The sequence below is a fragment of the Alkalimonas amylolytica genome (assembly GCF_900107845.1).
Lineage (GTDB): Bacteria > Pseudomonadota > Gammaproteobacteria > Enterobacterales > Alteromonadaceae > Alkalimonas > Alkalimonas amylolytica.
The window spans coordinates 281,197-303,627 of the sequence record NZ_FNRM01000003.1 but is presented as its reverse complement, the minus strand read 5'-3'; the positions used below and the strand labels follow the sequence as shown (position 1 = coordinate 303,627).

At 54.2% G+C, this 22,431-nt stretch carries 18 protein-coding genes and 1 tRNA gene; 11 read left to right on the top strand and 8 right to left on the bottom strand.

What is annotated here, in order from left to right; genetic code table 11:
- Window positions 1-16: 16 nt before the first annotated feature.
- From lgt to BLW37_RS07630, 5 genes are all read left to right on the top strand, one after another.
- Complete coding sequence (gene lgt / locus BLW37_RS07650) at window positions 17-862, top strand: prolipoprotein diacylglyceryl transferase (RefSeq protein WP_091341564.1); 846 nt, start codon at window positions 17-19, stop codon at window positions 860-862.
- On the top strand, window positions 859-1,710 hold the full coding sequence (locus BLW37_RS07645; protein WP_091341562.1) for a thymidylate synthase: 852 nt from the start codon (window positions 859-861) through the stop codon (window positions 1,708-1,710). Before lgt ends, BLW37_RS07645 begins: the two co-directional genes overlap by 4 nt.
- An 86-nt stretch (window positions 1,711-1,796) precedes the next feature.
- A complete protein-coding gene (locus BLW37_RS07640; protein ID WP_139243676.1) occupies window positions 1,797-2,381 on the top strand; it encodes a FlgO family outer membrane protein in 585 nt (194 codons plus the stop codon).
- 18 nt (window positions 2,382-2,399) lie between these two features.
- Window positions 2,400-3,146 carry a FlgO family outer membrane protein gene (locus tag BLW37_RS07635; protein ID WP_091341557.1) on the top strand — a complete coding sequence of 249 codons (747 nt, stop codon included), beginning with the start codon at window positions 2,400-2,402 and terminating at the stop codon, window positions 3,144-3,146.
- Complete coding sequence (locus BLW37_RS07630; RefSeq protein WP_091341555.1) at window positions 3,146-3,781, top strand: FlgO family outer membrane protein; 636 nt, start codon at window positions 3,146-3,148, stop codon at window positions 3,779-3,781. The genes BLW37_RS07635 and BLW37_RS07630 overlap by 1 nt, the downstream gene beginning before the upstream one ends.
- A 61-nt stretch (window positions 3,782-3,842) precedes the next feature.
- Here the strand turns inward: BLW37_RS07630 and BLW37_RS07625 are convergent, their stop codons facing one another.
- The 7 genes from BLW37_RS07625 to sufB are packed head-to-tail and all read right to left on the bottom strand — an operon-like array spanning window position 3,843 to window position 9,961.
- Entirely contained in the window at window positions 3,843-4,256 is a 414-nt protein-coding gene (locus BLW37_RS07625; protein ID WP_091342023.1) for a SufE family protein, read from the bottom strand.
- Window positions 4,257-4,311: 55 nt separating this feature from the next.
- Window positions 4,312-4,845, bottom strand: a complete 534-nt coding sequence (gene sufT, locus BLW37_RS07620; protein ID WP_091341553.1) for a putative Fe-S cluster assembly protein SufT — start codon at window positions 4,843-4,845, stop codon at window positions 4,312-4,314.
- 44 nt (window positions 4,846-4,889) lie between these two features.
- Complete coding sequence (locus BLW37_RS07615) at window positions 4,890-5,258, bottom strand: HesB/IscA family protein (protein WP_091341551.1); 369 nt, start codon at window positions 5,256-5,258, stop codon at window positions 4,890-4,892.
- Window positions 5,259-5,267: 9 nt separating this feature from the next.
- Complete coding sequence (locus BLW37_RS07610) at window positions 5,268-6,500, bottom strand: aminotransferase class V-fold PLP-dependent enzyme (RefSeq protein ID WP_091341549.1); 1,233 nt, start codon at window positions 6,498-6,500, stop codon at window positions 5,268-5,270.
- Window positions 6,497-7,756, bottom strand: a complete 1,260-nt coding sequence (gene sufD, locus BLW37_RS07605; RefSeq protein ID WP_091341547.1) for a Fe-S cluster assembly protein SufD — start codon at window positions 7,754-7,756, stop codon at window positions 6,497-6,499. Before sufD ends, BLW37_RS07610 begins: the two co-directional genes overlap by 4 nt.
- Window positions 7,753-8,508 (bottom strand): Fe-S cluster assembly ATPase SufC, encoded by a 756-nt coding sequence (gene sufC / locus BLW37_RS07600; RefSeq protein ID WP_425426616.1) that lies wholly within the window; start codon window positions 8,506-8,508, stop codon window positions 7,753-7,755. The genes sufD and sufC overlap by 4 nt, the downstream gene beginning before the upstream one ends.
- A 16-nt stretch (window positions 8,509-8,524) precedes the next feature.
- A complete protein-coding gene (sufB, locus tag BLW37_RS07595; protein ID WP_091341543.1) occupies window positions 8,525-9,961 on the bottom strand; it encodes a Fe-S cluster assembly protein SufB in 1,437 nt (478 codons plus the stop codon).
- A gap of 355 nt (window positions 9,962-10,316) precedes the next feature.
- On the opposite strand from sufB, the gene BLW37_RS07590 reads away from it, so the two are divergent.
- The 6 genes from BLW37_RS07590 (at window position 10,317) to recD (ending at window position 21,965) form a co-directional block, all read left to right on the top strand.
- Window positions 10,317-10,391, top strand: a tRNA-Arg gene (locus BLW37_RS07590).
- A gap of 116 nt (window positions 10,392-10,507) precedes the next feature.
- Entirely contained in the window at window positions 10,508-11,065 is a 558-nt protein-coding gene (locus tag BLW37_RS07585; RefSeq protein ID WP_091342021.1) for a 3'-5' exonuclease, read from the top strand.
- Between the two features lie 86 nt (window positions 11,066-11,151).
- Entirely contained in the window at window positions 11,152-12,336 is a 1,185-nt protein-coding gene (locus BLW37_RS07580; RefSeq protein ID WP_091341541.1) for a CaiB/BaiF CoA transferase family protein, read from the top strand.
- 70 nt (window positions 12,337-12,406) lie between these two features.
- The gene (recC, locus tag BLW37_RS07575; RefSeq protein WP_245785651.1) at window positions 12,407-15,928 is read left to right on the top strand and encodes an exodeoxyribonuclease V subunit gamma; all 3,522 of its coding nucleotides are present in this window, start codon (window positions 12,407-12,409) and stop codon (window positions 15,926-15,928) included.
- Window positions 15,925-19,851 (top strand): exodeoxyribonuclease V subunit beta, encoded by a 3,927-nt coding sequence (recB, locus tag BLW37_RS07570; RefSeq protein WP_091341537.1) that lies wholly within the window; start codon window positions 15,925-15,927, stop codon window positions 19,849-19,851. Before recC ends, recB begins: the two co-directional genes overlap by 4 nt.
- The gene (gene recD, locus BLW37_RS07565; RefSeq protein ID WP_091341536.1) at window positions 19,848-21,965 is read left to right on the top strand and encodes an exodeoxyribonuclease V subunit alpha; all 2,118 of its coding nucleotides are present in this window, start codon (window positions 19,848-19,850) and stop codon (window positions 21,963-21,965) included. Before recB ends, recD begins: the two co-directional genes overlap by 4 nt.
- Window positions 21,966-22,031: 66 nt before the next feature.
- On the opposite strand, the gene BLW37_RS07560 is transcribed toward recD, so the two are convergent.
- Window positions 22,032-22,424 (bottom strand): type 2 periplasmic-binding domain-containing protein, encoded by a 393-nt coding sequence (locus BLW37_RS07560; protein WP_091341534.1) that lies wholly within the window; start codon window positions 22,422-22,424, stop codon window positions 22,032-22,034.
- Between the last annotated feature and the right edge of the window lie 7 nt (window positions 22,425-22,431).

The following is a 22,431-nucleotide window of genomic DNA, read 5'->3' as shown; positions in this document are numbered from 1 at the left end:
GGACGTAACAGAGCCTATGTCGCAATCTTATCTAAGTTTTCCAAATATTGACCCGGTAGCTATCAGTATCGGCCCCCTGGCCATTCATTGGTATGGTTTAATGTACCTGGTCGCTTTTGCTCTGGCCTGGTGGCTGGCCAATCGTGCAGCTGCTCAGCCTGGTTCTGGCTGGACTTCACAGCAAGTCAGTGATTTGCTGTTTTATGGGTTTTTAGGGGTCATTCTGGGGGGGCGTATCGGTTATGTACTGTTCTACCAGTTCGACAGCTTCTTGGATGACCCGCTGTATCTGGTGAAAATCTGGACCGGAGGCATGTCCTTTCATGGTGGCTTACTGGGCGTGTTGGCTACGATGGCCTGGTTTTCCCGCAAGTACCAAAAAGATTTTCTGGCGCTTGGCGATTTCGCCGCACCCTTGATCCCACTTGGACTGGCTGCCGGCCGCATAGGGAACTTTATCAACGCCGAGCTATGGGGGCGGGTAACCGAGGTGCCCTGGGGCATGGTATTCCCGGGAGCAGGCCCACTGCCACGGCATCCATCGCAGCTGTATCATGTGGCTTTGGAAGGCATCCTGCTGTTTGTCATTATCCTGCTGGTACGTCATTTCAAACCAGCGAAAGGCACTTTAGGCGGTGTCTTCCTGCTGGGTTATGGCGTGGCACGTTTTATCGTCGAGTTTTTCCGTGAGCCGGATGCGCACCTTGGCGTGTTGTCCCTGGGCATGACGATGGGGCAGTGGCTCTGTCTGCCGATGATACTGGCAGGACTTGCTCTGATTGCTTATTGCCAACTGCGTCAACCAGGTAGCGACACAAGCAGCAAGCCAAGCCTTAAGCCAGGTAAGAAGGGGGCCGCATGAAGCAGTATCTGGCGCTTTGTCAGCGTATTATCGATGAAGGGCACTGGGTGGTGAATGAGCGCACCGGCAAGCGTTGCCTGACCGTGATCAATGCCGATCTGGAGTACCAGGTAGCTGCCAACGAGTTTCCGCTGATCACTACCCGCAAAAGTTTCTGGAAAGCTGCCATTGCCGAATTGCTGGGTTACATTCGCGGCTACAGCAATGCGGCTGATTTCAGAGCCCTTGGTACCAAAACCTGGGATGCCAATGCGAATGATAACGCAGCCTGGCTGGCCAATCCGCACCGCAAAGGTATTGACGATATGGGGCGGGTATACGGTGTGCAGGGCCGGGCCTGGGCCGGGCCGGATGGCCAGGTGATCGATCAGCTGAAAAAAGTAGTGGATGATTTGCGCCAGGGCAAGGACGACCGGGGTGAGATCATCACTTTCTACAACCCCGGTGAGTTTGATAGAGGCTGCCTGCGCCCTTGCATGCACACCCACAACTTCTCCTTACTGGGTGATACCCTTTATCTAACCAGTTATCAGCGTTCCTGCGATGTGCCTTTGGGGCTGAACTTTAATCAGGTGCAGGTCTTTACCTTTTTAGCGTTGATGGCGCAAATTTGTGGTGTAAAGCCGGGTAAGGCATACCATAAAATTGTCAATGCTCATATTTACGAAGATCAATTGGCGCTGATGCAGGATGTGCAGCTAAAACGACAACCTTTCCCCTCGCCCAAGCTTATCATCAACCCGGAAATTCAATGCTTGCAGGATCTGGAAACCTGGGTCACGCTGGATGATTTTGCGGTGGAAGGCTATCAGTGCCACCCGGCGATCCAGTACCCGTTCTCGGTGTAAGGTCGCCGCTTTTGGCTTGATTGTGTGAATTTGGCACTGATTTTGAATTAACGCTGTTATCTGTGGTTGGAAGCTGAGGCGTTATTGTGAGAAACGGGCTATTTTTAGTGGTTCTACTGGCGCTGAGCGCCTGCAGCCAGACAGTGGTACGGCAACAAGCTGCCGATACGGAGGCAAAACCACGCCTTGATCCTGTGCTGTTTTATACCGAACGGCTGGCCGATCAACTATTGACTGGCTTACCGCCCTTACCGCATGGCAGCATGACGGCGGTTACCTTTACCGACAGCGCCACCCTGCAGCCGGATAGCACCAATGTGCGGATGCGTCATTTGGGGCTGCAGTTGCAGGAAAGCATGCTGACGGTGGCCAGCCAGTTGGGCTATCAGGTCACGGAGTTTCGTGCTGGTCAGGCCCTTCAATTGCACGCTCAACACGACAGCCTGCTTACCCGGCAGTTATCTGAGTTGGCGACCGAACAGGCTGTGCGCTACGTTATTGCGGGCACCTTATCGCAACACGAAGATTTTACTATAGTAAATGCACGGCTGGTCGATACAGAGACAAACCGGGTATTGGCTGCCGCTGCCGATCAGATCCCTACCGCAGTGTTGGGTTCCGCCGAGCAGGTGCAGCTCCGCCAACAAATGATCTACCGGTCATCTCATTAACTCGAAAGCGGGGGCACTATGCAAAGCAGTATCAGGCGAAGCAGTAACAGGTATAGCAGTATAAGACTGCAAGGGTTTATTGGGCTCGTCGCCGTATTGCTGCTAAATGGCTGTGCATCGCAGCAAAAGTGGCAGGACTACCGCGAGCGTACCCTAAGAGCGGCTCCGGTTCCTGCTTCGGCGGAGCCAGATGCCAGGTACTATCAGAGCCTGACTGCCCAACAAGCCAGCTACAGCAGCAACCGGCGTGCTGAAGCACGCTTGCAGCAGCGGTATCAGGGTGGGCAGCATATGTCGCTGAATCACTATGTGCAGGGCATGATGCACGATTTAATGGCCGTGATGGATCCAAAAATTGCGGATTCTGTCTTTGCAGTGACCAGTTTTGTCTATCTTGATGGCCCATACGATGAAAGTGACTTGCTTGGTAATCAGCTGGCCGAAAGCTTTATGCATGAAGTGCATCAGTTTGGTTTGCACCAAATCGACTTTAAAACCACTGATTTTATCCGGGTCACACCGCAAGGCGACTTTGTGTTTAGCCGGGATTTTCTGGAGCTGCGTGAAGAACAACCGATCGAGTATGTCCTTGGTGGTACCCTGGTACGGCACCAATCCGGTGTTATGGTCAATGCCCGTCTGGTAGGTATCGACTCTAAACGGGTACTGGCCGTGGCGCAAGGCTTTATCCCGCAGCCAGTGATTGCCGGTTTGCAGCCATCAGAGCGGCTTCATCGGGTGCTATTAAAACAGGGTGCTGACTAATGCGTGGTTTGAGGCTGCTTGCTTCCTTACTGCTGGCTCCTTTATTGCTTGCAGGTTGTGGCCAGTTACCGTTTTGTAGAGCGGATCACTGCCAAAATATGGAGCATGATCCGGCCAAATTACCGGAACCGACCACCTGGTACCGTCAGCCTGGGGTTTCCAGGCCGGGTACGTCCGAGGTATGGTTACCTCATTTACCCCAGAGTCAGAAGCGGTTACAGCACTATGTAGACCAACTGGCTTATCAGTTGGCTCAAAGTGACGCCATTCAAGGCCAGCGCATTGCCATCAGCAGCTTTGTAGAACTGGATGAAAGCCTGAGCCAAACTACACCACTTGGGAATCAACTGGCCGAGCTATTGCGCACTGCCTTGCCGCAGCATGGTATTGCGGTGGTAGAGCACAAGCTTACTAGCCAGTTATGGGTTGGGCCTCAGGGTGATTTAGCCTTATCACGTGATACCCGTTTGCTGGCCAGACAGCTTCAGATGGATGCAATTCTTACCGGTACTCTGATTAGTACTGAGCGTGGCATGGAAGTACAGGCACGAGTGGTGCAGCTCGACGCACAGACTATCAGCAGCAGTGCCAGTGCGTTTATCCCGCACTTGGTGTTGAACCAAATCCGCCCCTAGCCTTACTTGCTTTTAGTACCGCAGTGACTTGCCACGGTTCATTATGAAGTGCGTTTTAGCGTCAAGATTGTGCCTGTTTAGCCAGGCCTTGTATTTTTGCCACTATAGCGCGCAGACCATTGCCGCGGGTTGGGCTAATATGACGCTCTAAATCCAGCGTCTGGAAATAGCCATCAATATCAAAGGCCAGGATCTTTGCCGGTGTTTGGTTGTGGTAAGCGGCCAGCACAATGGCCAGCAGTCCGCTCACAATGACTGCATCGCTATCGGCCTGAAACTGCAGCACGCCATCCTTCGTATGACTCAGTAACCAGACCTTGCTTTGGCAGCCGGGCACCAAGAGTTCATCTGTTTTTTGCTCGGCTGCCAGCTTTGGGATACTTTTGCCCAAATCGATGATGTACTGATAGCGCTGCTCCCAGTCATCAAAAAATGCTAAATCTTCAATGATGTCTTCATAGCCTGGTAAATTCATAACGGACTCTTTATTTGCTTTGTATTGCCGGATGTCGGTTGAAGCTTCTGGTGCACTAAAAAAATAATCCAGCTTCAAGTTGTGCTTCTTCGCTCATCATCTCGCGTGACCAGGGCGGATCAAACACCAGGTTCACCTGCACCTTTTTTACGTTTGGCACCATGCCGACCCGGTGTTCCACATCGCCGACCAGCACTGGGCCCATGCCACAGGCAGGAGCGGTCAGGGTCATATCAATATGCACTGTATGCGTTGCTTGTTCTACTTTCACCTTGTAGATTAACCCCAGCGACAACAGGTTGATCGGAATTTCCGGATCGTACACGGTTTCCAGTGCCTGATAGACCTGATGCTCTTCAATGCCAGAATGCTCTGGGGTGGTAAACTCCAGCTTCAATGGTTTGCGGCCGATGGCATCGGCATCGGTACCATCCACCCGGTACATGTTGCCACGCCAGGTAATGGTAAAGTTACCCCCCAGGTCCTGAGTGATGGTAACAAACTCACCGGCAGGGATAAGCTGTTTATCACCATTCGGCACGCGCCGCACCAGACATTCGCGCTCGGTGGAGACTATTTTTTGTTGCATTCATTCACCTTCAGAGCAAACAGCACGCAGTGTGGATACACTGCTTAGCTCACATTAAAGCTTTCGCCGCACCCACACTCTGCGACCACATTCGGGTTGTTGAATTTCAACACACCATTTAAACCTTCTTTCACGTAGTCGATTTCCGTGTTCCGAACCAGGTTCAATGCATCGGGTGCAATGCAGAAAGTCAGGCGATCACTGGCCTGAATGGCTGTATCGCCGGTTTTTGCTTCAGCAACGATGTCGAGCACATAAGCATAGCCAGTACAGCCACTGGTTTTGGTGGATAACCGAACCACATGGCCTGGCGTACTGATCAGTTTGCTTTCGAAGTGCCGGATAGCGGCGTCGGTCAGGCGAACGGCATCGCCATCTGTTGTCTGGGTTGGTGTAAAGGTTTCTACGTGCATGGTTTATCCTTAGGCTAGCATCTGCCGGGCTTTTTTCAACGCAATAAATAATGCATCCACTTCTTGCAGTGTGTTGTACACCGAAAAAGAGGCTCTGGCTGTGCCGGGAACGCCAAGACGCTGCATCAGCGGTTGGGCGCAGTGCGAACCGGTTCGAATGGCAATGCCTTGCTTATCCAATAGAAAACCGACATCAGCCGGGTGGCTTCCTTCCAGTAAAAAACTGAATACGCCGATTTTATCCGCTGCCGTTCCCACAATTTGCAAACCGTCAAAGCCATGTGCTTGTTCGGTGGCGTAGTCGAGCAATCTGCGTTCATGCGTCTGGACAGCCGTGAGATCAAGCCGGTTAAACCAATCAATGGCGGCAGCAAGGCCAATGACGCCGGCAATATTGGGGGTACCTGCTTCCAGGCGGTTTGGCAACTCACCCCAGGTAGACGACTGATAGGTCACCTGAGCAATCATTTCTCCGCCGGTTTGCCAGACTGGCCAGTCCTGCAGTACCGCTTTTTTACCCCAGAGCACACCGACTCCGGTGGGGCCAAAGAGTTTATGGCCTGAAAAGGCATAAAAGTCGCAGCCGATATCGCTGACATCCACACCGCCGTGCGCAATGCCCTGAGCCCCATCAATGAATACCAAGGCTCCTATAGCGTGCGCTTCTGCTGTTAATGTTTTGATCGGGTTGACGGTACCAAGCGCATTGGAGACATGGGGCAGTGCGACCAGTTTGGTCTTATCGGTAAGCAAACGGGTAAAAGCTGTGGTATTTAGAGCACCATTGTCGTGGATAGGTGCCACTTTTAAGCTGGCCCCGCTGCGCTTACACGCTTGTTGCCAGGTGACTAAATTGGCATGATGCTCCATCTCGGTTACCAGCACTTCATCACCTGGCTGCAGGCGTTGCCCGATGCCATTGGCCACGATATTGATGGCTTCCGTGGTGCCGCTGGTCCAAATCACTTCGCTGCGATCCCGGGCCCCAATAAAAGCGGCCACCGTATCGCGCGCTTGCTCAAAGCGCCGGGTCGCTTCATCAGCCAGATGGTGGGCGCCGCGATGCACATTGGCATTGCATTGGGTGTAGTAATCGGTAATGGCCTGAATCACCGCCTTCGGCTTTTGTGTCGTTGCTGCATTATCCAGATAGACCAGTGGGTTGCCTTCAATCTGTTGCTGCAAAATTGGGAATTGAGCCCGGATTGCGTCGATGTCGAAATGGCTGATAGCTGCAGTCATCGAACTTCCATCTCCTTAAAGCGGGCTCTTAGCTGAGGCTCCAGCCACTGTGCCAGCTGCTGGTTTGGCATTTGGTTGATCAGTTCCTGAATAAAGCCATAGTTTAGCATCACCAATGCCTTAGAGCGCGAGATACCACGAGACATCAGATAATAAAGCGCTTCCTCTTCAATCTCTGCAACCGTGGCGCCATGGGCACACTGCACATCATCGGCATAGATTTCCAGCTCAGGTTTGGTATTGATCTGGCCGCGGCGCGACAATAATAAATTGCGGTTATTCAGTTCAGCCAGGGTTTTCTGGGCATCACGATGAATATGAATTCGACCATTGAACACAGCGTTGGCTTTATCACCAACAATACCGCGTACATTTTCTTCGGTAGTGCCGTTGGGTTTGGCATGCTCAATGGTGCTGTGCAGATCAAAATGCTCGGACTCGCCTAGCAAGTAAATCGCATTAAGCTTTGCTTTGGCATGTTCACCATTATGAATAATATCAATATCGGTGCGCGATAACTGGCTGCCATAGCCAATCAGGGTGCTGTTAAGGTTGGCATGATGATGCAGGCAGAAGTGGCAGCCACCGAAGTAAATGGCCTCGCCTGTATGCATCGCAAGCCGGTAATGCTCCAGCTCTGCCTGTTCACCTAAGTCACACTCGGTGAAACCTGTACTCAGACTGTTTTGCTGGCCCAGGGCCTGCTCAATCAGGGTCGCTTTTGCCTGGTTGCCAAGCCGAACCAGCACCCGGTGATGCGACTCATGGCCGCCAGTGCTTAGGCTGATGATTCGAATAGGTTGCCCGATGTGGCTGTTTTGCTCGATATCAATAAACAAGACGTCGCCAGCCAGTGCATCGTTCACCAGGCCAAACAAGTGATGTTTGGGTTTGATCTGAGAGAAAAGGGTGGTGGCTATCACCTGTTGCACAGCCGATGTCGTTTGCACACTGGTAATTTGCAGCCCTGCCGGCAAGTTCATTTGCGCCAGGTTAGTTTGCAACACGCCATTTTTAAACACCAAATCCAGACAGTCCACACCAGGAATTGGCTCGACAGTGGACTGTTGCTTTGCCGATTCGGCAGTTAAATCAAGCTGTTCCAACGCCGTTAACGAAGTGTACTTCCAGCTTTCGGTCCGTCGGGTTGGCCAGCTTGTGTTGCTTAACGCCTCAAGCGCGCGCGCACGTGCCGGGCTTAGCCAGTCATCAATGCCCTGGCCACGCTCTATTGCCTGCTGCAGCCATGCATTCATGCACTTGCCTCCTCACTGGTATCCAGCCCCAAAAAGGCATAGCCTTGTTGCTCAATTTGCTTGGCCAGGCTGGCATCGCCGCTTTTCACTACTTTGCCATTGGCCAGGATATGGACAAAGTCTGGCTCAATGTAATCGAGCAAGCGTTGGTAATGCGTGATGACGATAAAACTGCGTTTGCCATCGCGCTGACTGTTCACCCCATTGGCTACCACTTGCAAGGCATCCACATCGAGGCCAGAGTCCGACTCATCCAGGATACACAACGTTGGCTCAAGTAAAATCATTTGCATGATTTCATTGCGCTTTTTCTCGCCACCAGAAAAGCCTTCATTCACGCCACGCTTTAAGAAATCCAGTGGCAACTGCACTTGCTTGCAGGCTTCTTTGGCTTTTTTCAGAAACTCCGCTGCGGTCAGAGGCTCTTCGCCACGGTGCTGACGCATGGCATTCACCGACTCTTTCATAAATTCCATATTACTGACACCAGGGATCTCAACCGGGTATTGGAATGCCAGAAACAGACCATTTCTGGCCCGATCTTCGGTTTCCATCTCCAGTAAATCCTGCCCCTGAAAATCAACCTGGCCGTCCAGTACTTCATAACCTTCCCGGCCAGACAGGACATAACCCAGGGTGCTTTTACCAGCGCCATTTGGCCCCATGATGGCGTGCACCTCACCTGGTTTGATAGTCAGGTTCAGGTTATTCAAAATGTTTTTTTGCTCAACACGAGCATGCAGGTTTTTAATGGTTAGCATCTGGTAATTATCCTACTGAGCCTTCGAGACTGATTTCGAGTAATTTGCCTGCCTCTACGGCAAACTCCATGGGCAATTCTTTGAATACTTCTTTGCAGAAACCGTTCACGATCATCGAGACGGCCTTTTCGGCATCCAGGCCGCGTTGTTTGCATAAAAACAACTGATCGTCGCTCACTTTCGAGGTGGTGGCTTCATGCTCTACTTTGGCGGTGGGGTTACGACTTTCAATGTACGGAAAGGTATGAGCACCGCAGCGATCACCAATGAGCAGGGAGTCGCACTCGGTAAAGTTACGGGCACCATCCGCTTTAGGTCCCATGTGCACCAGACCACGGTAGCTGTTATTGCTTTGTCCGGCACTGATGCCTTTGGAAATGATGGTAGATCGGGTATTTTTACCCAGGTGGATCATCTTGGTGCCGGTATCGGCTTGTTGGTGGCCGCGTGTCAGTGCCACCGAATAAAACTCACCGACGCTGTTATCGCCTTTTAAAATGCAGCTTGGGTATTTCCAGGTGACAGCAGAGCCGGTTTCCACCTGAGTCCAGGATATTTTGGCATTGGTATGGCACAAGCCACGCTTGGTCACAAAATTATAAATACCCCCTTTGCCATTCTCATCGCCCGGGTACCAGTTTTGCACGGTAGAGTACTTGATTTGTGCATCATCCATCGCCACCAATTCGACCACAGCAGCGTGCAGCTGATTTTCGTCGCGCTGCGGCGCGGTACAGCCTTCCAGATAGCTGACATAACTGCCTTCATCGGCAATGATCAGGGTACGTTCAAACTGGCCGGTGTTTTGCTCGTTGATACGAAAGTAGGTGGATAGCTCCATCGGACAGCGCACACCTTTTGGAATGTAAACAAAAGAGCCATCGGTAAAGACGGCGCTGTTTAAGGCGGCAAAATAATTGTCAGAGCGGGGGACCACAGTACCGAGGTATTTTTTTACCAACTCAGGATATTCCTGAATCGCCTCTGAAATTGGGCAAAAGATAACGCCGGCTTCTTTTAATTTCTCCCGAAAGGTCGTGACCACGGACACCGAGTCGAAGACTACATCGACCGCGACGCCAGCCAACATTTCCTGTTCGTACAAAGGAATGCCCAGCTTTTCGTACACCCTTAACAGTTCCGGGTCGACCTCATCCAGAGATTTGGGTTTATCTTTCATGCTTTTGGGCGAGGAGTAATAGGAAATCGCCTGATAATCGATTTTAGGGTACCGCACATGGGCCCAGTCCGGCTCTTCCATACTAAGCCAGTTGTGGTAAGCGCGCAGCCGCCACTCCAGCATCCATTCAGGCTCATTTTTCATGGCAGAAATACGGCGGATCACATCTTCATCAAGCCCTGCGGCGAAAGTTTCTGACTCAATGTCAGACACAAAGCCGGCTTCGTATTTTCGGGATAATGCTTCTTGGATCTGCTCGGTCATAGCTATGATTCTCGCTGCTGTCGTTGTTTGTGTCACATCGCAATTTTTATACTAACCGGGTATCGTAACCGGCTGATCGCTCTATCAGCGAGTGGATGCGATGGAAATTACGGACTTGTCTAAAGCCCATTCTATAATAGTTGACTAAAATACTCAACTATTATTCCTGACTATTTTACTCGGTTATTAGGTGTTTGGTTACGTACGAAGACCTGTTTTGGCTCGATCTATAACAATAAAAGCCTGGGTATTTTACCTGATTTTGCTGCGGGTTCAGCCAAAACTGCCTAATTAAATCCACCTACAAATCAAGGCTTTTGGTTGGCGGCAATTTTCTGATAGAATTCAGCGCTATTGCCCTATAGTTAAATGGATATAACGGCCCCCTCCTAAGGGGCAGTTGCAGGTTCGATTCCTGCTGGGGCAGCCAAGACCTCATTGTATCACTTCCCCCTTGGGGTACACTTATCTTATCGTTTTAAATCAGAGCATGTAAGCTTGCGTTGTGAAAGCAAGTTTCATGGCAAGCATCATTCGGAAACCACCATGCCAAACCAACTGTTCATTGTTGATCTGGAAGCCACCTGTTGGGACGGGGATGTACCTGGGCTTAGTCGTCGGCAGACCGTGGATGATATGGAAGTGATTGAGTTTGGGTGCGTAGTGGCAACCACCGATGGCAGCGTGCTGGATGCCCGTTCTTTTATGGTGTGTCCTTTGATGCGGCCGGTGTTAAGCGCATTTTGCACCGAGCTAACCAGCATTCGCCAGCAGGATGTAGATGGTGCTCCGATTTTTAGTGAGGTGATTGTTGCCATTGATGCCTGGTTGCAGCCTTATTCTCTGAACGCCTGGGGTTCCTGGGGCGATTATGATCGGCATCAATTGCTGGCCGAGCAGCAGCGTTATGGCCAGGCACCGTCTTTTATGGCGTTAGAGCATATCAACCTGAAAAAGCGCTGGCGCGAGGGCAGGGCATCTAATCGACGCTCTGCTTTGCCGACAGCCCTCGCGCACCATGGCTTGCAGTTTGATGGCTCTTATCACCGCGGTATTGACGATGCGCGCAATATAGCGCGCTTGCTGCCTTTTATGACTTGTTAGTCTGGTATTTTTTTGTCTTCAGCGACTTTTGTGGATAAATACCGTACTCTGTTTCAGGATGAATACCCGGATTATTGGAGTGGTGTATGGCTGGCCCATTACAAGGTGTAAAAGTTCTGGACTTAAGTCGTATTCTGGCGGGGCCTTGGGCCAGTCAGGTGCTGGCCGATTACGGTGCAGAAGTCTGGAAAATTGAAAAACCCGGCGAAGGAGATGATACCCGTCAATGGGGACCACCATTTTTGCATGATCAAGAGGGGCAAAACACCGGTCAGTCGGCTTATTTTTTGTCGGCCAACCGTGGCAAAAAGTCGTTGTGCATTGATATCCAAACTGAGCAAGGCCAACTGCAGATTAAGCAGTTGGCGCAGCAAGCGGATATTTTGCTGGAAAATTACAAAGTAGGTGGTTTGGCCAGGTATGGCCTGAATTACGCGAGCCTTAAAGCCAGTCATCCCCGGCTGATTTATTGCTCCATTACCGGCTTTGGTCAGACTGGACCTTATGCTAACCAGGCCGGTTACGATGCCATGATCCAGGGCTTGGGTGGCTTAATGAGCATCACCGGTGAGCCGGATACGCATCCCGGTGGCGGGCCGCAAAAAGTCGGTGTGGCAGTGGCGGACTTGATGACCGGTATGTACGCTGTTTCTGCTATTTTGGCCGCCTTGCACCATCGCAACCAGACCGGCCAGGGCCAATACATCGATTTAGCTTTGCTGGATACCCAGGTGGCCTGGCTGGCCAACCAGGCCTCCAATTATCTGGTCAGTGGTGAGGTGCCGCAGCGTCTTGGCACGGCTCATCCGAATATCGTGCCCTATCAGGCGATGCAGGTAAAAGATGGCTTTATTCTGCTGGCGGTGGGCAACGATCGGCAGTTTCGTAGCTGCTGTGCGGTGCTTGGTTGTGCTGATCTGGCCGATGATCCCCGCTTTAGCAGCAATGCATTGCGGGTGCAGCACCGTGATGTCCTGATCCCGCGACTTGCCACTCAGCTGTTGCAGCATGGCGTGGCGCATTGGGTCAAAGCCTTGTCTGAGCAGCACGTACCATGCGGGCCTATCAATAACCTGGAGCAGGTTTTTGCCAATCCTCAAGTGCAGGCCAGGGGCATGCATATTCAGGTGATGCATGCCAAAGGCTATCAGGTGCCCATGGTTGCCAACCCGGTAAAATTTTCTGCCACCCCTTTGTCGTTTGATTCGGCCCCTCCGGAGCTTGGTGAACACACCGACGCTGTGTTACAGCAACTTGGCAAAGGCCGTTAACTCATATTTCCTGTCATAAATCAATTTTTTAGCGGTTTGCATTTTTTTCAATCTGCCACTGGGGGATTCATTGAATGCAAGAAGCTATGGCATACTGTGGCAAACGCATAACAACAATGAAAAGAACAGGGATCCGATGACAGCTCAGGACTGGCCAACAGGTTTTATGGTGCTGCAGGGCAACCGGCTGGAGCAATTGCGTGACATCATGTTGCAGTGGTGTCAGCGCTATCCGTTGTCGCCGCTGGAAACTGAAACCTTTCTGGTGCAAAGCAACGGCATTGCTCAGTGGTTGAAACTGGCACTGGCAGCGCCGAAAGCCCAGGGCGGCCTTGGCATTGCTGCCGGGATTAGCACTGAACTGCCGGGTCGGTTTTTATGGCAGGCCTACCGTGCTGTGCTGCCGGCTTTGCCGGCCGAATCGCCTTACAACAAGGATGCGCTTGGCTGGCGTTTGTACCGCCTGCTGCAGCAGCTACCGGATCAGGCCGAGCTGGCACCTTTGCATGGCTTTTTGGCCAAAGACCCAACCGATCCGAGGCGCTGTTATCAGCTGGCGTTTCAGCTGGCAGATTTATTCGATCAGTATCAGGTCTACCGGGCCGACTGGCTGCAGCATTGGCAGCAAGGCAACAACAGCATCGATGGCCATCCGCTGCCGGCTCACCAGCTCTGGCAGCCCTGGTTGTGGCGTCAGCTGCAGCAGGAAATCCAAAGTCAGCAGCCCGGAGCCTTAAGCCGTGCCGATGTGCACCAACAGTTTTTATCCGCCTGTCAGCAACTTCAAGCGCGACCGGCCGGCTTGCCACGACGGGTGGTGGTATTTGGTATCTCGTCATTGCCCCGTCAAACGTTGGATGCACTGCATGCACTGTCACCATTTTGTCAGGTGCTGCTCTTTGTCAGCAATCCTTGCCGGCAGTATTGGGGCGATCTGATTGATGGCCGTGATCTATTGCGTCAGGAGTACCGCCGGGCAAGGAGGCACGAGCAGCACCCTCTGGCACAGTTATCGGCAGAGCAGCTGCATCTGGCTGGCAACCCCTTGCTGGCGGCTCTTGGCAAACAGGGACGGGATTATCTGCATCTGCTGGATGAACTGGATGACAGCGGCAGTTATCAGCAGTATTTTGCCGGTCGCATTGATTTGTTTGAATCGCCCGGTGAAGCGACTTTGTTGCAGCAGCTGCAGCAGGATATTCTTGAACTGCACTCGGCCGAAGAGCGTGCTGCTATGAAGACGCAAGTGCCAGCCAGCGATCACAGCCTGCAATTTATGCGTTGCCACAGTCCGTTGCGGGAGCTGGAGGTTTTGCACGATCAACTGCTGCATGAGCTCAGTCAGGCCAGGCAGCAGGGCCAGCCGCTACAGCCGCGCGATATTCTGGTGATGGTGCCGGATATAAACCAGTACGCGCCCTACATCGCAGCTACCTTTGGGCGTTTTCGCCCGGAAGACCCGCGTTATTTGCCCTTTTTTGTCGCCGACCAGGGGCTGCGCCATCGCAACACCTTGCTGCTGGCTTTTGAAGCCTTGCTCCGTTTGCCGGATAACCGCTTTACCGTCAGTGCCATGCTGGATTTGCTGGATACGCCAGCGCTGCAACAGCGCTTTGGCCTGGATGAAGCTGGGGTTGCCCGTTTAAAGCCCTGGATTGAAGGGGCCAATATTCGCTGGGGACTCAGTGGCCGGCAACGTGCCGCGTTTGGTCTGCCCGGGCAACTGGAGCAAAACAGCTGGTGGTTTGGCTTAAAGCGGATGCTGTTGGGGTATGTGGCAGGCGAGGGCGAAGCCTGGCAGGACATTGAGCCTTATGATGAAGTGGCCGGGTTGGATGCTGCGCTGGTTGGGCCTTTGGCCGAGCTGGTCAGTGCGTTGGAACACAGCTGGCAGCAGTTGCAGCATCCTCATCATGCCAGCGATTGGCAGCAGCTGCTGCTTGGCTTGCTGGAGCAATTCTTTTTACCACAAAGTTCGGTCGATCAGCAGGCTGAGGAGCGTATTCGTCAGCAATTGAGCCGTTGGCAGCAGCACCTGGCCGACAGCGATCTGGCTGAGCAGCCATTAGCGCTGGACGTGGTGCGCGATGCGTTGCTCAGCGAGCTGGATCAGCCTGGTTTGCAGCAGCGCTTTTTGGCCGGGGCAGTGAACTTTGCCACCCTGATGCCGATGCGGGCCATTCCCTTTGCCCAAATTTGGTTATTAGGCATGAACGACGGTGACTATCCGCGTCCGGTCAGGCGCAATGACTTTGATCTGATGCAAGCTGGCTACCGGCCTGGTGACCGCTCGCGCCGGGACGATGATCATTACCTGTTTCTGGAAGCGTTGCTGGCCGCCCGTCACAAACTGGTGCTGAGCTGGGTCGGCTTTAGCATCCGGGATAACAGTGAAAAACCGCCTTCGGTGCTGGTTGGGCAGTTGCGTGACTATCTGGAAACCGCTTATCCCGTTCAGCCCCTGCTGGCGCAGCTGACCCTGGATCATCCGCTGCAGCCTTTTAGCCGGCGTTACTTCGAACCAAAGCGCGACCCACGTTTGTTCAGCTATGCTGCGGACTGGCGCGCAGCTTTGGATGCGACCTCTTCTTTGGCAAATGATGAAACCCTGCCGCCACGCTTTGCTTTGGAGGCCGCCCATATACGCCTGAGCGATTTGGCCAACTTGTTACGGCATCCGGGGCGTGTGCTTTATCAAAAGCGGTTGGGGATCTATGGTGGCGCAGAGCCGGACCGTGAGCGCGACGACGAACTTTTTGCTGCCGGTGGCCTGGATGGCTGGGTGCTGGATCAGGCATTGATCGCCCGGCTGGAGTTAGGCCTGAGCACGGATACCATGGCTGATGGTCAGCCGCTTAGCGTTGATCAGCTGTTGCAGCAGGAAACGGCCCGGCTGCAGCGCGCCGGCGCTTTGCCGATGGGCGGCTTTGGCGATTTGCTGATGCAGCAAAAAAATCAGGAGTTGGCCGCTTTGCTGGCGCAGTGGCAACAGCTGCGGCTGCAATCCGAGCCGCTTGGTGAGACGCTGTACTGGCAGCAACTGCTGGATGAAACCCTGCCGGTGGTATTTGAAGACAGCCTGAGCGATATTCGTAAGCATCAGGATGGCCGCTTGGTGCGTCTGATGGTACAGCCCAGCCGGTTGTTTGATGCAAAAAAACAACTGAAAAGTTATCATCTCTGTCGCTTTTGGCCGGCGCATCTGTTGGCCCAGCAAGCCGGTGCTGTCGAAACCCTGCTGATAGGGCCGGATGCGATTTTTCGCTTAACACCGTTGGATAAAGCGCTGGCGACGCAGTTTTTTAATCAATTACTGGATGTTTATCTGCAGGCGTTGCAACGCCCCTTGCCGCTGGCTTGTAAAACGGTTCTGGCCTTGCTGGGTGGTGATGAAAAAACAGCGATCCAAAGCTACGAAGGCAGCGACTTTCAGGGCGATTACAGCATCACCGCCGAAGTGCGGGATTATCCGTTGTTGCAGCGTTACTGGCCTGACTTCAATCAGTTAAGTACCGATGCCGACTTTAATTCCCTTTGCGAGGCGTTGTATGTGCCCTTGATGCAGTATGCGGTTGCAGGAGATCGCCAATGAAAGCACAGGATTTGGATTTACTGCATTTTCCCCTCAATGGCAGCCGCCTGATTGAAGCCAGCGCCGGCACCGGCAAAACTTTCTCGCTGGCTTTGCTTTATGTACGACTGGTTTTGGGCCATGGCACGATGGCAGGTCATGAGCAAACGGCCTTTAGCCGGGCACTGACACCTCGGGACATTCTGGTACTGACCTTCACCGAGGCGGCAACGGAGGAATTGCGCAGCCGGGTCAGGCAGCGCCTGGTTGAAGCGGCCCGCCTGTTTCGCCAGTCCCCGGCTGAGCTGCGCCAAACAGCAACCAGCGCGGATCCGCTGTTGCAGCTGGTGCTGAGTTATCCGGATGAAGCCTGGCCTGCTTGCGCCTTGCGGTTAAAACGCGCGGCCGAAGCCATGGATGAAGCTATGATTGCCACCATTCATGGCTGGTGCCATAAGATGCTGGCAGAGCATGCCTTTGACAGTCGGGGCTTGTTTCAGCGTGAGCTGCTGACCGATCAAACCGAGTTGCTCGATGCCATCGTGAAAGATTATTGGCGCCAGCATTTTTACCCCCTGACTGCCGAAGGGGCCGCTGTGGTGCAGCAGTGTTATCTGAACCCGGATCGGTTACGTAAAGCTCTGTTGCCCTTGTTGCGCCAGGCCGATCCTGTACTGCTGTTCGCCGGCTCGCCGCTGCAACTTGAACAGGACTCCGACTTGCAGGCATTGCTGGCGGAGGCCATCGCAGCCAGACAACAACAGCAAGCCCGGCAGGCTGCCTTTGCCAGTTTGGAGCCATCGGTACGGCAGCTGTGGGCCAAACACTGGGCAGAGCTTGAGCAGCAGTTGCTGGCATTGCAAAGTCGCTTTAATGCTACCAGGCATTACTCCAATACCGATGAAAAATTCCGGCAGATACTGACCGAGCTGGCTCAGTGGAGTCGGGGGCAGGGCACCTTCGATAAAAAAATGACGCATTTTGCCAGCGGGCGTTTTGTCTGGAAAAAAGGCCAGGCACCGGAGATAGAGCCGGATCATCCGGCTTTTGTCGCCATGGCTCATCTGGCTGAGCTGTGGCAACAGCAAGCCGACGCTGACGCAGGAACTGATGATGGTGATGGCATCCGCCTAAAAGAAGGCATTTTAAGCCATGCCCTCTACTGGTGTCGGCAGGAGCTAAAGCGACGACTCAACCGCCAGGCACAGCTTGGATTTAATGATTTACTGACTGAGCTACACAGTGCACTGGACCCTGCGCAAGCTGGCGAGCATGCCAGCCAGCTGGCCGCCGGTATTCGGGCGGCTTATCCGGTGGCTTTAATTGATGAGTTTCAGGATACCGATCCGGTGCAATACGGCATTTTTAACCGCATTTACCGCATTGCTGACAACGATACCAGCACAGCCGTGGTGCTGATTGGCGATCCCAAGCAGGCCATTTACAGCTTTCGTGGTGCCGACATTCATACCTATTTGCAGGCACGGCGGGATACGGCCGGTCGGCATTACAGTTTAAGTCGTAACTTTCGTTCTACCCAGGCAGTGGTTGATGCCTGCAATCAGCTGTTTTTGCAGGCCGAAGCGCATCCACGCGCCGCCTTTCGCTTTCAATCCGAGGGCAGTACCGACAATCCGCTGCCCTATACTGCTGTCAGTGCCAGCGGTCGCAACGAGCAGTTGTTGTTGGATGGCAAGGCCTTGCCGGCGCTGCATATTCAGCATCTCCCCGGCGAGGAGCCCTGGCGCATCAGTGCTTACCGTGAGCACAGCGCTTATCAGTGTGCCAGCCGTATTGCTTTTTTGCTCAATGCCGCCAGTGCCGGGCGTTGCCGCTTTGAGGGCGAGCAGAGCCGGCCGCTGGCAGCAGAAGACATCGCTGTGCTGGTTCGTAGTCAGCAGGAAGCACAGTTGATCAAGGCTGAGCTGGCTAAACTGCAGGTACCGGCCGTGTATTTATCCGATCGGGGCTCGGTGTTCGCCACGGCCGAAGCGGCGGATGTGCTGCTCTGGCTGCGGGCCTGCGCCAGCCCGATGGATTTAAGTCTGGTGAAAGCTGCGCTGGCCACGCCGAGCCTCGGCCTCTCCTTGCAGCAATTGATGACCTGGCAGCAGGATGAACTGGCACTGGAAGCTCAGGTCCAGTGTTTTTTGCGTTTGCAGGCCTGCTGGCGTAACCAGGGGGTGCTGGCCATGTTGCGGCAATTGCTTGATCACTACCAGCTGCCGGCCCGTTTATTGCGTCAGCAAGATGGCGAACGTCAACTGACCAACTTGTTGCATCTGGCCGACTGGCTGCAGCAACAGGCGGTGCAGCTGGAAGGCGAGCAGGCACTGATCCGCCAACTGGCCGAACACCTGGACGAGCCTGGTGAAGAGCAGGTGATCCGGCTGGAAAGCGATGCTGCCCTGGTCAAAATCATCACCATTCATAAATCCAAAGGCCTGGAATACCCGCTGGTGTTTTTGCCTTTTGTGGTGGGCTGGCGTCCCATAGATGGCAAGGTACGACAGGTGCCTTACCGGGATGCAAGCCATACAGGCACCGAAGTGGCCGGTAAGGACGCTTTTCCCGCCGCCTGGCAGCAGGCTGATGACGAGCGGCTCAGCGAGGACATGCGGTTGTTGTATGTTGCCCTGACCCGGGCTCGGCATGGCCTCTGGCTGGGTACGGCCGCCGTCTGTGTGCAGGGCAAAAAAATGCAAAACCATCAGGGCGCTTTTGGTTATTTGTTGAATGGGGAGACAGCGTATCAGCAGCCAGTCGAGTTGCAGCAGCAGTTGCAGGCCTTAACCGGGCAAGGCGCTGTGCTGCAGCTGGAATCAAGTGATGAAGCCGAGCCTTATCAGCCGGCAGAGGCGCTGCCAGAGCTGGAGCCAGCCGCTAGCCCACAGCTGCCACCTTATCGGCGTTGGTGGATTGCCAGTTACTCAGCCATCCGCTTTCAAGCGCATGCCGCCGAACGCTTTGCCAGTAGCCCCACGCACAGTACTGACCCTTTAAGCGAGCCAGAAGATGCCAAAGCCGCACTGCAGGCCGAGTTGTATGCTGCAGCCACTGCCGGCGTGACATTCGCAGCTAAGAGCGCAGCCCGGCTAACGCTGCCGGCTTCAGCAAGCCAATTGATGCATCAACTGCCCAAAGGAGCCGCCTTTGGTACCTTTGTCCACGCCTTGCTGGAATGGGCAGCAGCCCATCGTTATCTGGATGCTGCTGGTCGGCATTGGTCTGGCTTTGCCGCAGCGGTGCAGGATAAGCAGGGCCGGGCGGTAGAGCTGCAAAGGCGTTGTCAGGCAGTGGGGTTGGAGGACTCTGCCGGCGCACTCAGCGATTGGCTGTGTCAGTTTTTACAGCAATCGGTGCCGCTTCATGGTGAAGCGCAGCCATTGCAGTTGATGGCCGTCACCGCTCAGCAGATTACGGTGGAACTGGAGTTTTTATTACCGATCGAGCAGGTCAGCAGTGATCTGCTCGATCGGCTGATCCAGCACTATGTGCTGCCAGGTGAAGTGCGTCCAAACGCCGAGCCGGAACAGCTGAACGGCATGATCAAAGGCTTTATTGATGGGGTGGTTGAGCATCAGGGCCGCTACTATGTACTGGACTGGAAAACCAACAGCCTCGGCGATGAGGACGCCAGCTACAGCCAGCAAACGATGCAGCAGGCGATGTTGAGCCATCGCTACGACATGCAGTGTGCGCTTTATCTGCTGGCGCTGCATCGCTTATTGCAAAGCCGCTTAGCCGATTACGACTACGATCGTCATATTGGCGGTGCCTGGTACTGGTTTGTGCGTGGCTCTGCCGAGCCTGGCCAGCACGGGCTGTGGCAATACCGGCCCGAGCGGGCATTGATAGAACAGCTGGATGCCTTGTTGCGGGGAGAACTCATTCCTGGTGAACCTCCACAGCATACCCATGCAGCTCGTGAGGTGACATCATGAGTGCTCAGAGCCTAACGCCAACCCTGCCTACTTTATTGCAGCAGGCCGAAGACTGGTGCCAGGCCGGACTTATCCGCAGCCTGGATTGGATGCTGGCGCAGTTTTTCAGCAGGCAATTGCCAGAGTTGACCGAGCTGGAGCTATTAGCGGTGCTGCTGTGCAGTGAAGCTCATGGCCGGGGGCATGTTTGCCTGGATATCGGTGCTGTGCTTTTGCAAAGTAAGGTCAAAGCTCCAGCCGGGCGCAGTGAGCTTTGGCAGCAGGCCGATGCTGAGTTAAAGCAGTATCTGAGCGCTCACAGTGGGCAGGATTGGTTGCAGGCATTGCAAGGCTCGGCTCTGGTGGCCAGTCAACTGCCAGGTCAGCAGGCGCATACGAGGGCGAACGCCCCCTTTGTGCTGGCAGGAAGTGCGCAAAAGCCGCTGCTTTATATGCGTCGCTACTGGCAGTACGAGCAGTTGATTGCCGCCGAAATTACCCGGCGTTTGCAACCGGAAGCGCCGCTTGCTGTTGATCGTGTGGCCCCCTTGCTGCAGGGACTTTTTCCGGCGCATAAGCGCGCAGCGCCTTTTGATTGGCAGATGGCGGCCTGCGCTCTAGCGCTGCGTAGCCGCTTTGCCATTATAACCGGTGGACCAGGAACCGGTAAGACCACTACCGTGCTTAAGCTGCTGGCGCTGCTGCAGGGCCTTCAGCTGACCGGACAGCAAAAACCATTGCAAATCCTGCTGGCCGCGCCTACCGGCAAAGCCGCAGCCCGCTTGAATGAATCCATTGCCCAGAGTTTGCAGCAGCTGGATGTCAGTGCCTTGCCATTGCCGGATCCCGGGCAATTAAAAGCCTGGTTGCCGACCCGGGTGCAAACCTTGCATCGCTTGCTTGGCGCCCGCCCGGACAGCCGGCACTTTAAACATCAGCGCCAGAACCCGTTGGCGGCCGATGTGGTGGTGGTGGATGAAGCTTCGATGGTGGATGTGGAGTTGATGGCGGCGCTGGTGCAGGCTCTGCCGGCCGATTGCCGTTTGTATTTGCTGGGCGATAAAGATCAGCTGGCGTCGGTGGAAGCTGGTTCGGTATTGGGGGATCTGTGCCGTTTTGCTGAGGCAGGCAGTTACCGGCCAGGGACGGTGGCCTATTTGCAGCAACTGTGCGCGGCTGCTATACCAGAGCGCTATGTTGCAGCAGAAGACGCACCGGCGTTGGCGCAGGTCACCGCCATGCTACGTCACAGCTATCGCTTTACCGAAGGCGGTGCTATTCATCGGTTGGCAACTTTAGTGAATCGTGGTGGGACAACGGATGATGGCGCTCGGGTTGATGGCAATGAGCTTGAGGGTGCTGGGGATGCTTGCTCTGCGGTAACGACCATCAAAGCCATAGCGGCTGAACCGAATAGCCCGGTGCAATTGCTGCAGCAAAGCATGTCAGCGGTGTCAACTGGGACATCAGCTTCAACTGCCATGCCTTTTAGTGATGCACTTAAGGCTTTATTGCTTACAGGCTACCGGCCGTATTTAACCGCCGTAGCAGCCTTTGCACCGGAGGCCGAAACCGCGCAGCGGAACCAGACGGCGCTGCAGATTTTGGCGCTGCAGCGTAATTTTCAGCTGCTGGGCGCTGTGCGTGAAGGCGACTGGGGCGTACAGGGCCTCAATGCCCGCATTGAACGCTTACTGGCCCGGCATGGCTTGATCCGGCCTGAGGGGCTGGCCTGGTATCCGGGGCGGCCGGTGCTGATGACCCGCAACGATTATCAGGTGCAACTAATGAATGGTGATATTGGCGTCTGTTTACCCGTGCAGGAACAAGGTGAGACAGTACTGCGGGTGGCTTTTTTGGATGGGGAAGGCGGCATTCGCTGGGTGCTGCCCAGCCGCTTGCACAGCGCCGAAACCGTCTTTGCCATGACGGTGCATAAATCACAGGGTTCGGAGTTCCAGCATACAGCCTTGCTGCTGCCGGCAAGCAGCAGCCCGGTGCTGACTCGTGAGCTGCTGTATACCGGCATCACCCGGGCCAAAACGACCTTTAGCCTGATTTACGATAACGAGGCTGTGCTGGCCAGCACCATAACACAGCGGGTGCAGCGTGCCAGTGGTATTGCTTTGCTGTGATGGGTTTTTTTACTCAATTAAAAATGCCGGCATCAAGCCGGCATTTGTTTTTCTGTTTCTCGGATCTTAGTTGGCTAGGGTGGCAATGACTCGTACCTGATCGGTCACTTCACTGGCAGGGATATAGCCCAGGCTGTTCGGGTTGGCGGCGACAAATTCGATTTTAGCCGCGACTGAGTCTACTTCAACCGGTGGCCGGCCTTTACCAGTAAATACCAGACGAGACCAGTAGGCTTTCATCTGTGCCGGGCTTCGGCCCAACGCTTCTTGCTCGAATTGATCGCGCAGTGGGTTGTTCTCTGGCAAATTAACCGGCATCAGACTGCCGGCCCGGCCCATAAAAATACGGGATACTTCTTCCAGGCTGACATCAGCCGTTGCCGGGTGAGCGATAATCGCAATATCAGCAGCACAGACGGATGAAACAAGCGCCAGGCTGGCAAGCAAAAACTTTTTCATAGCTAGC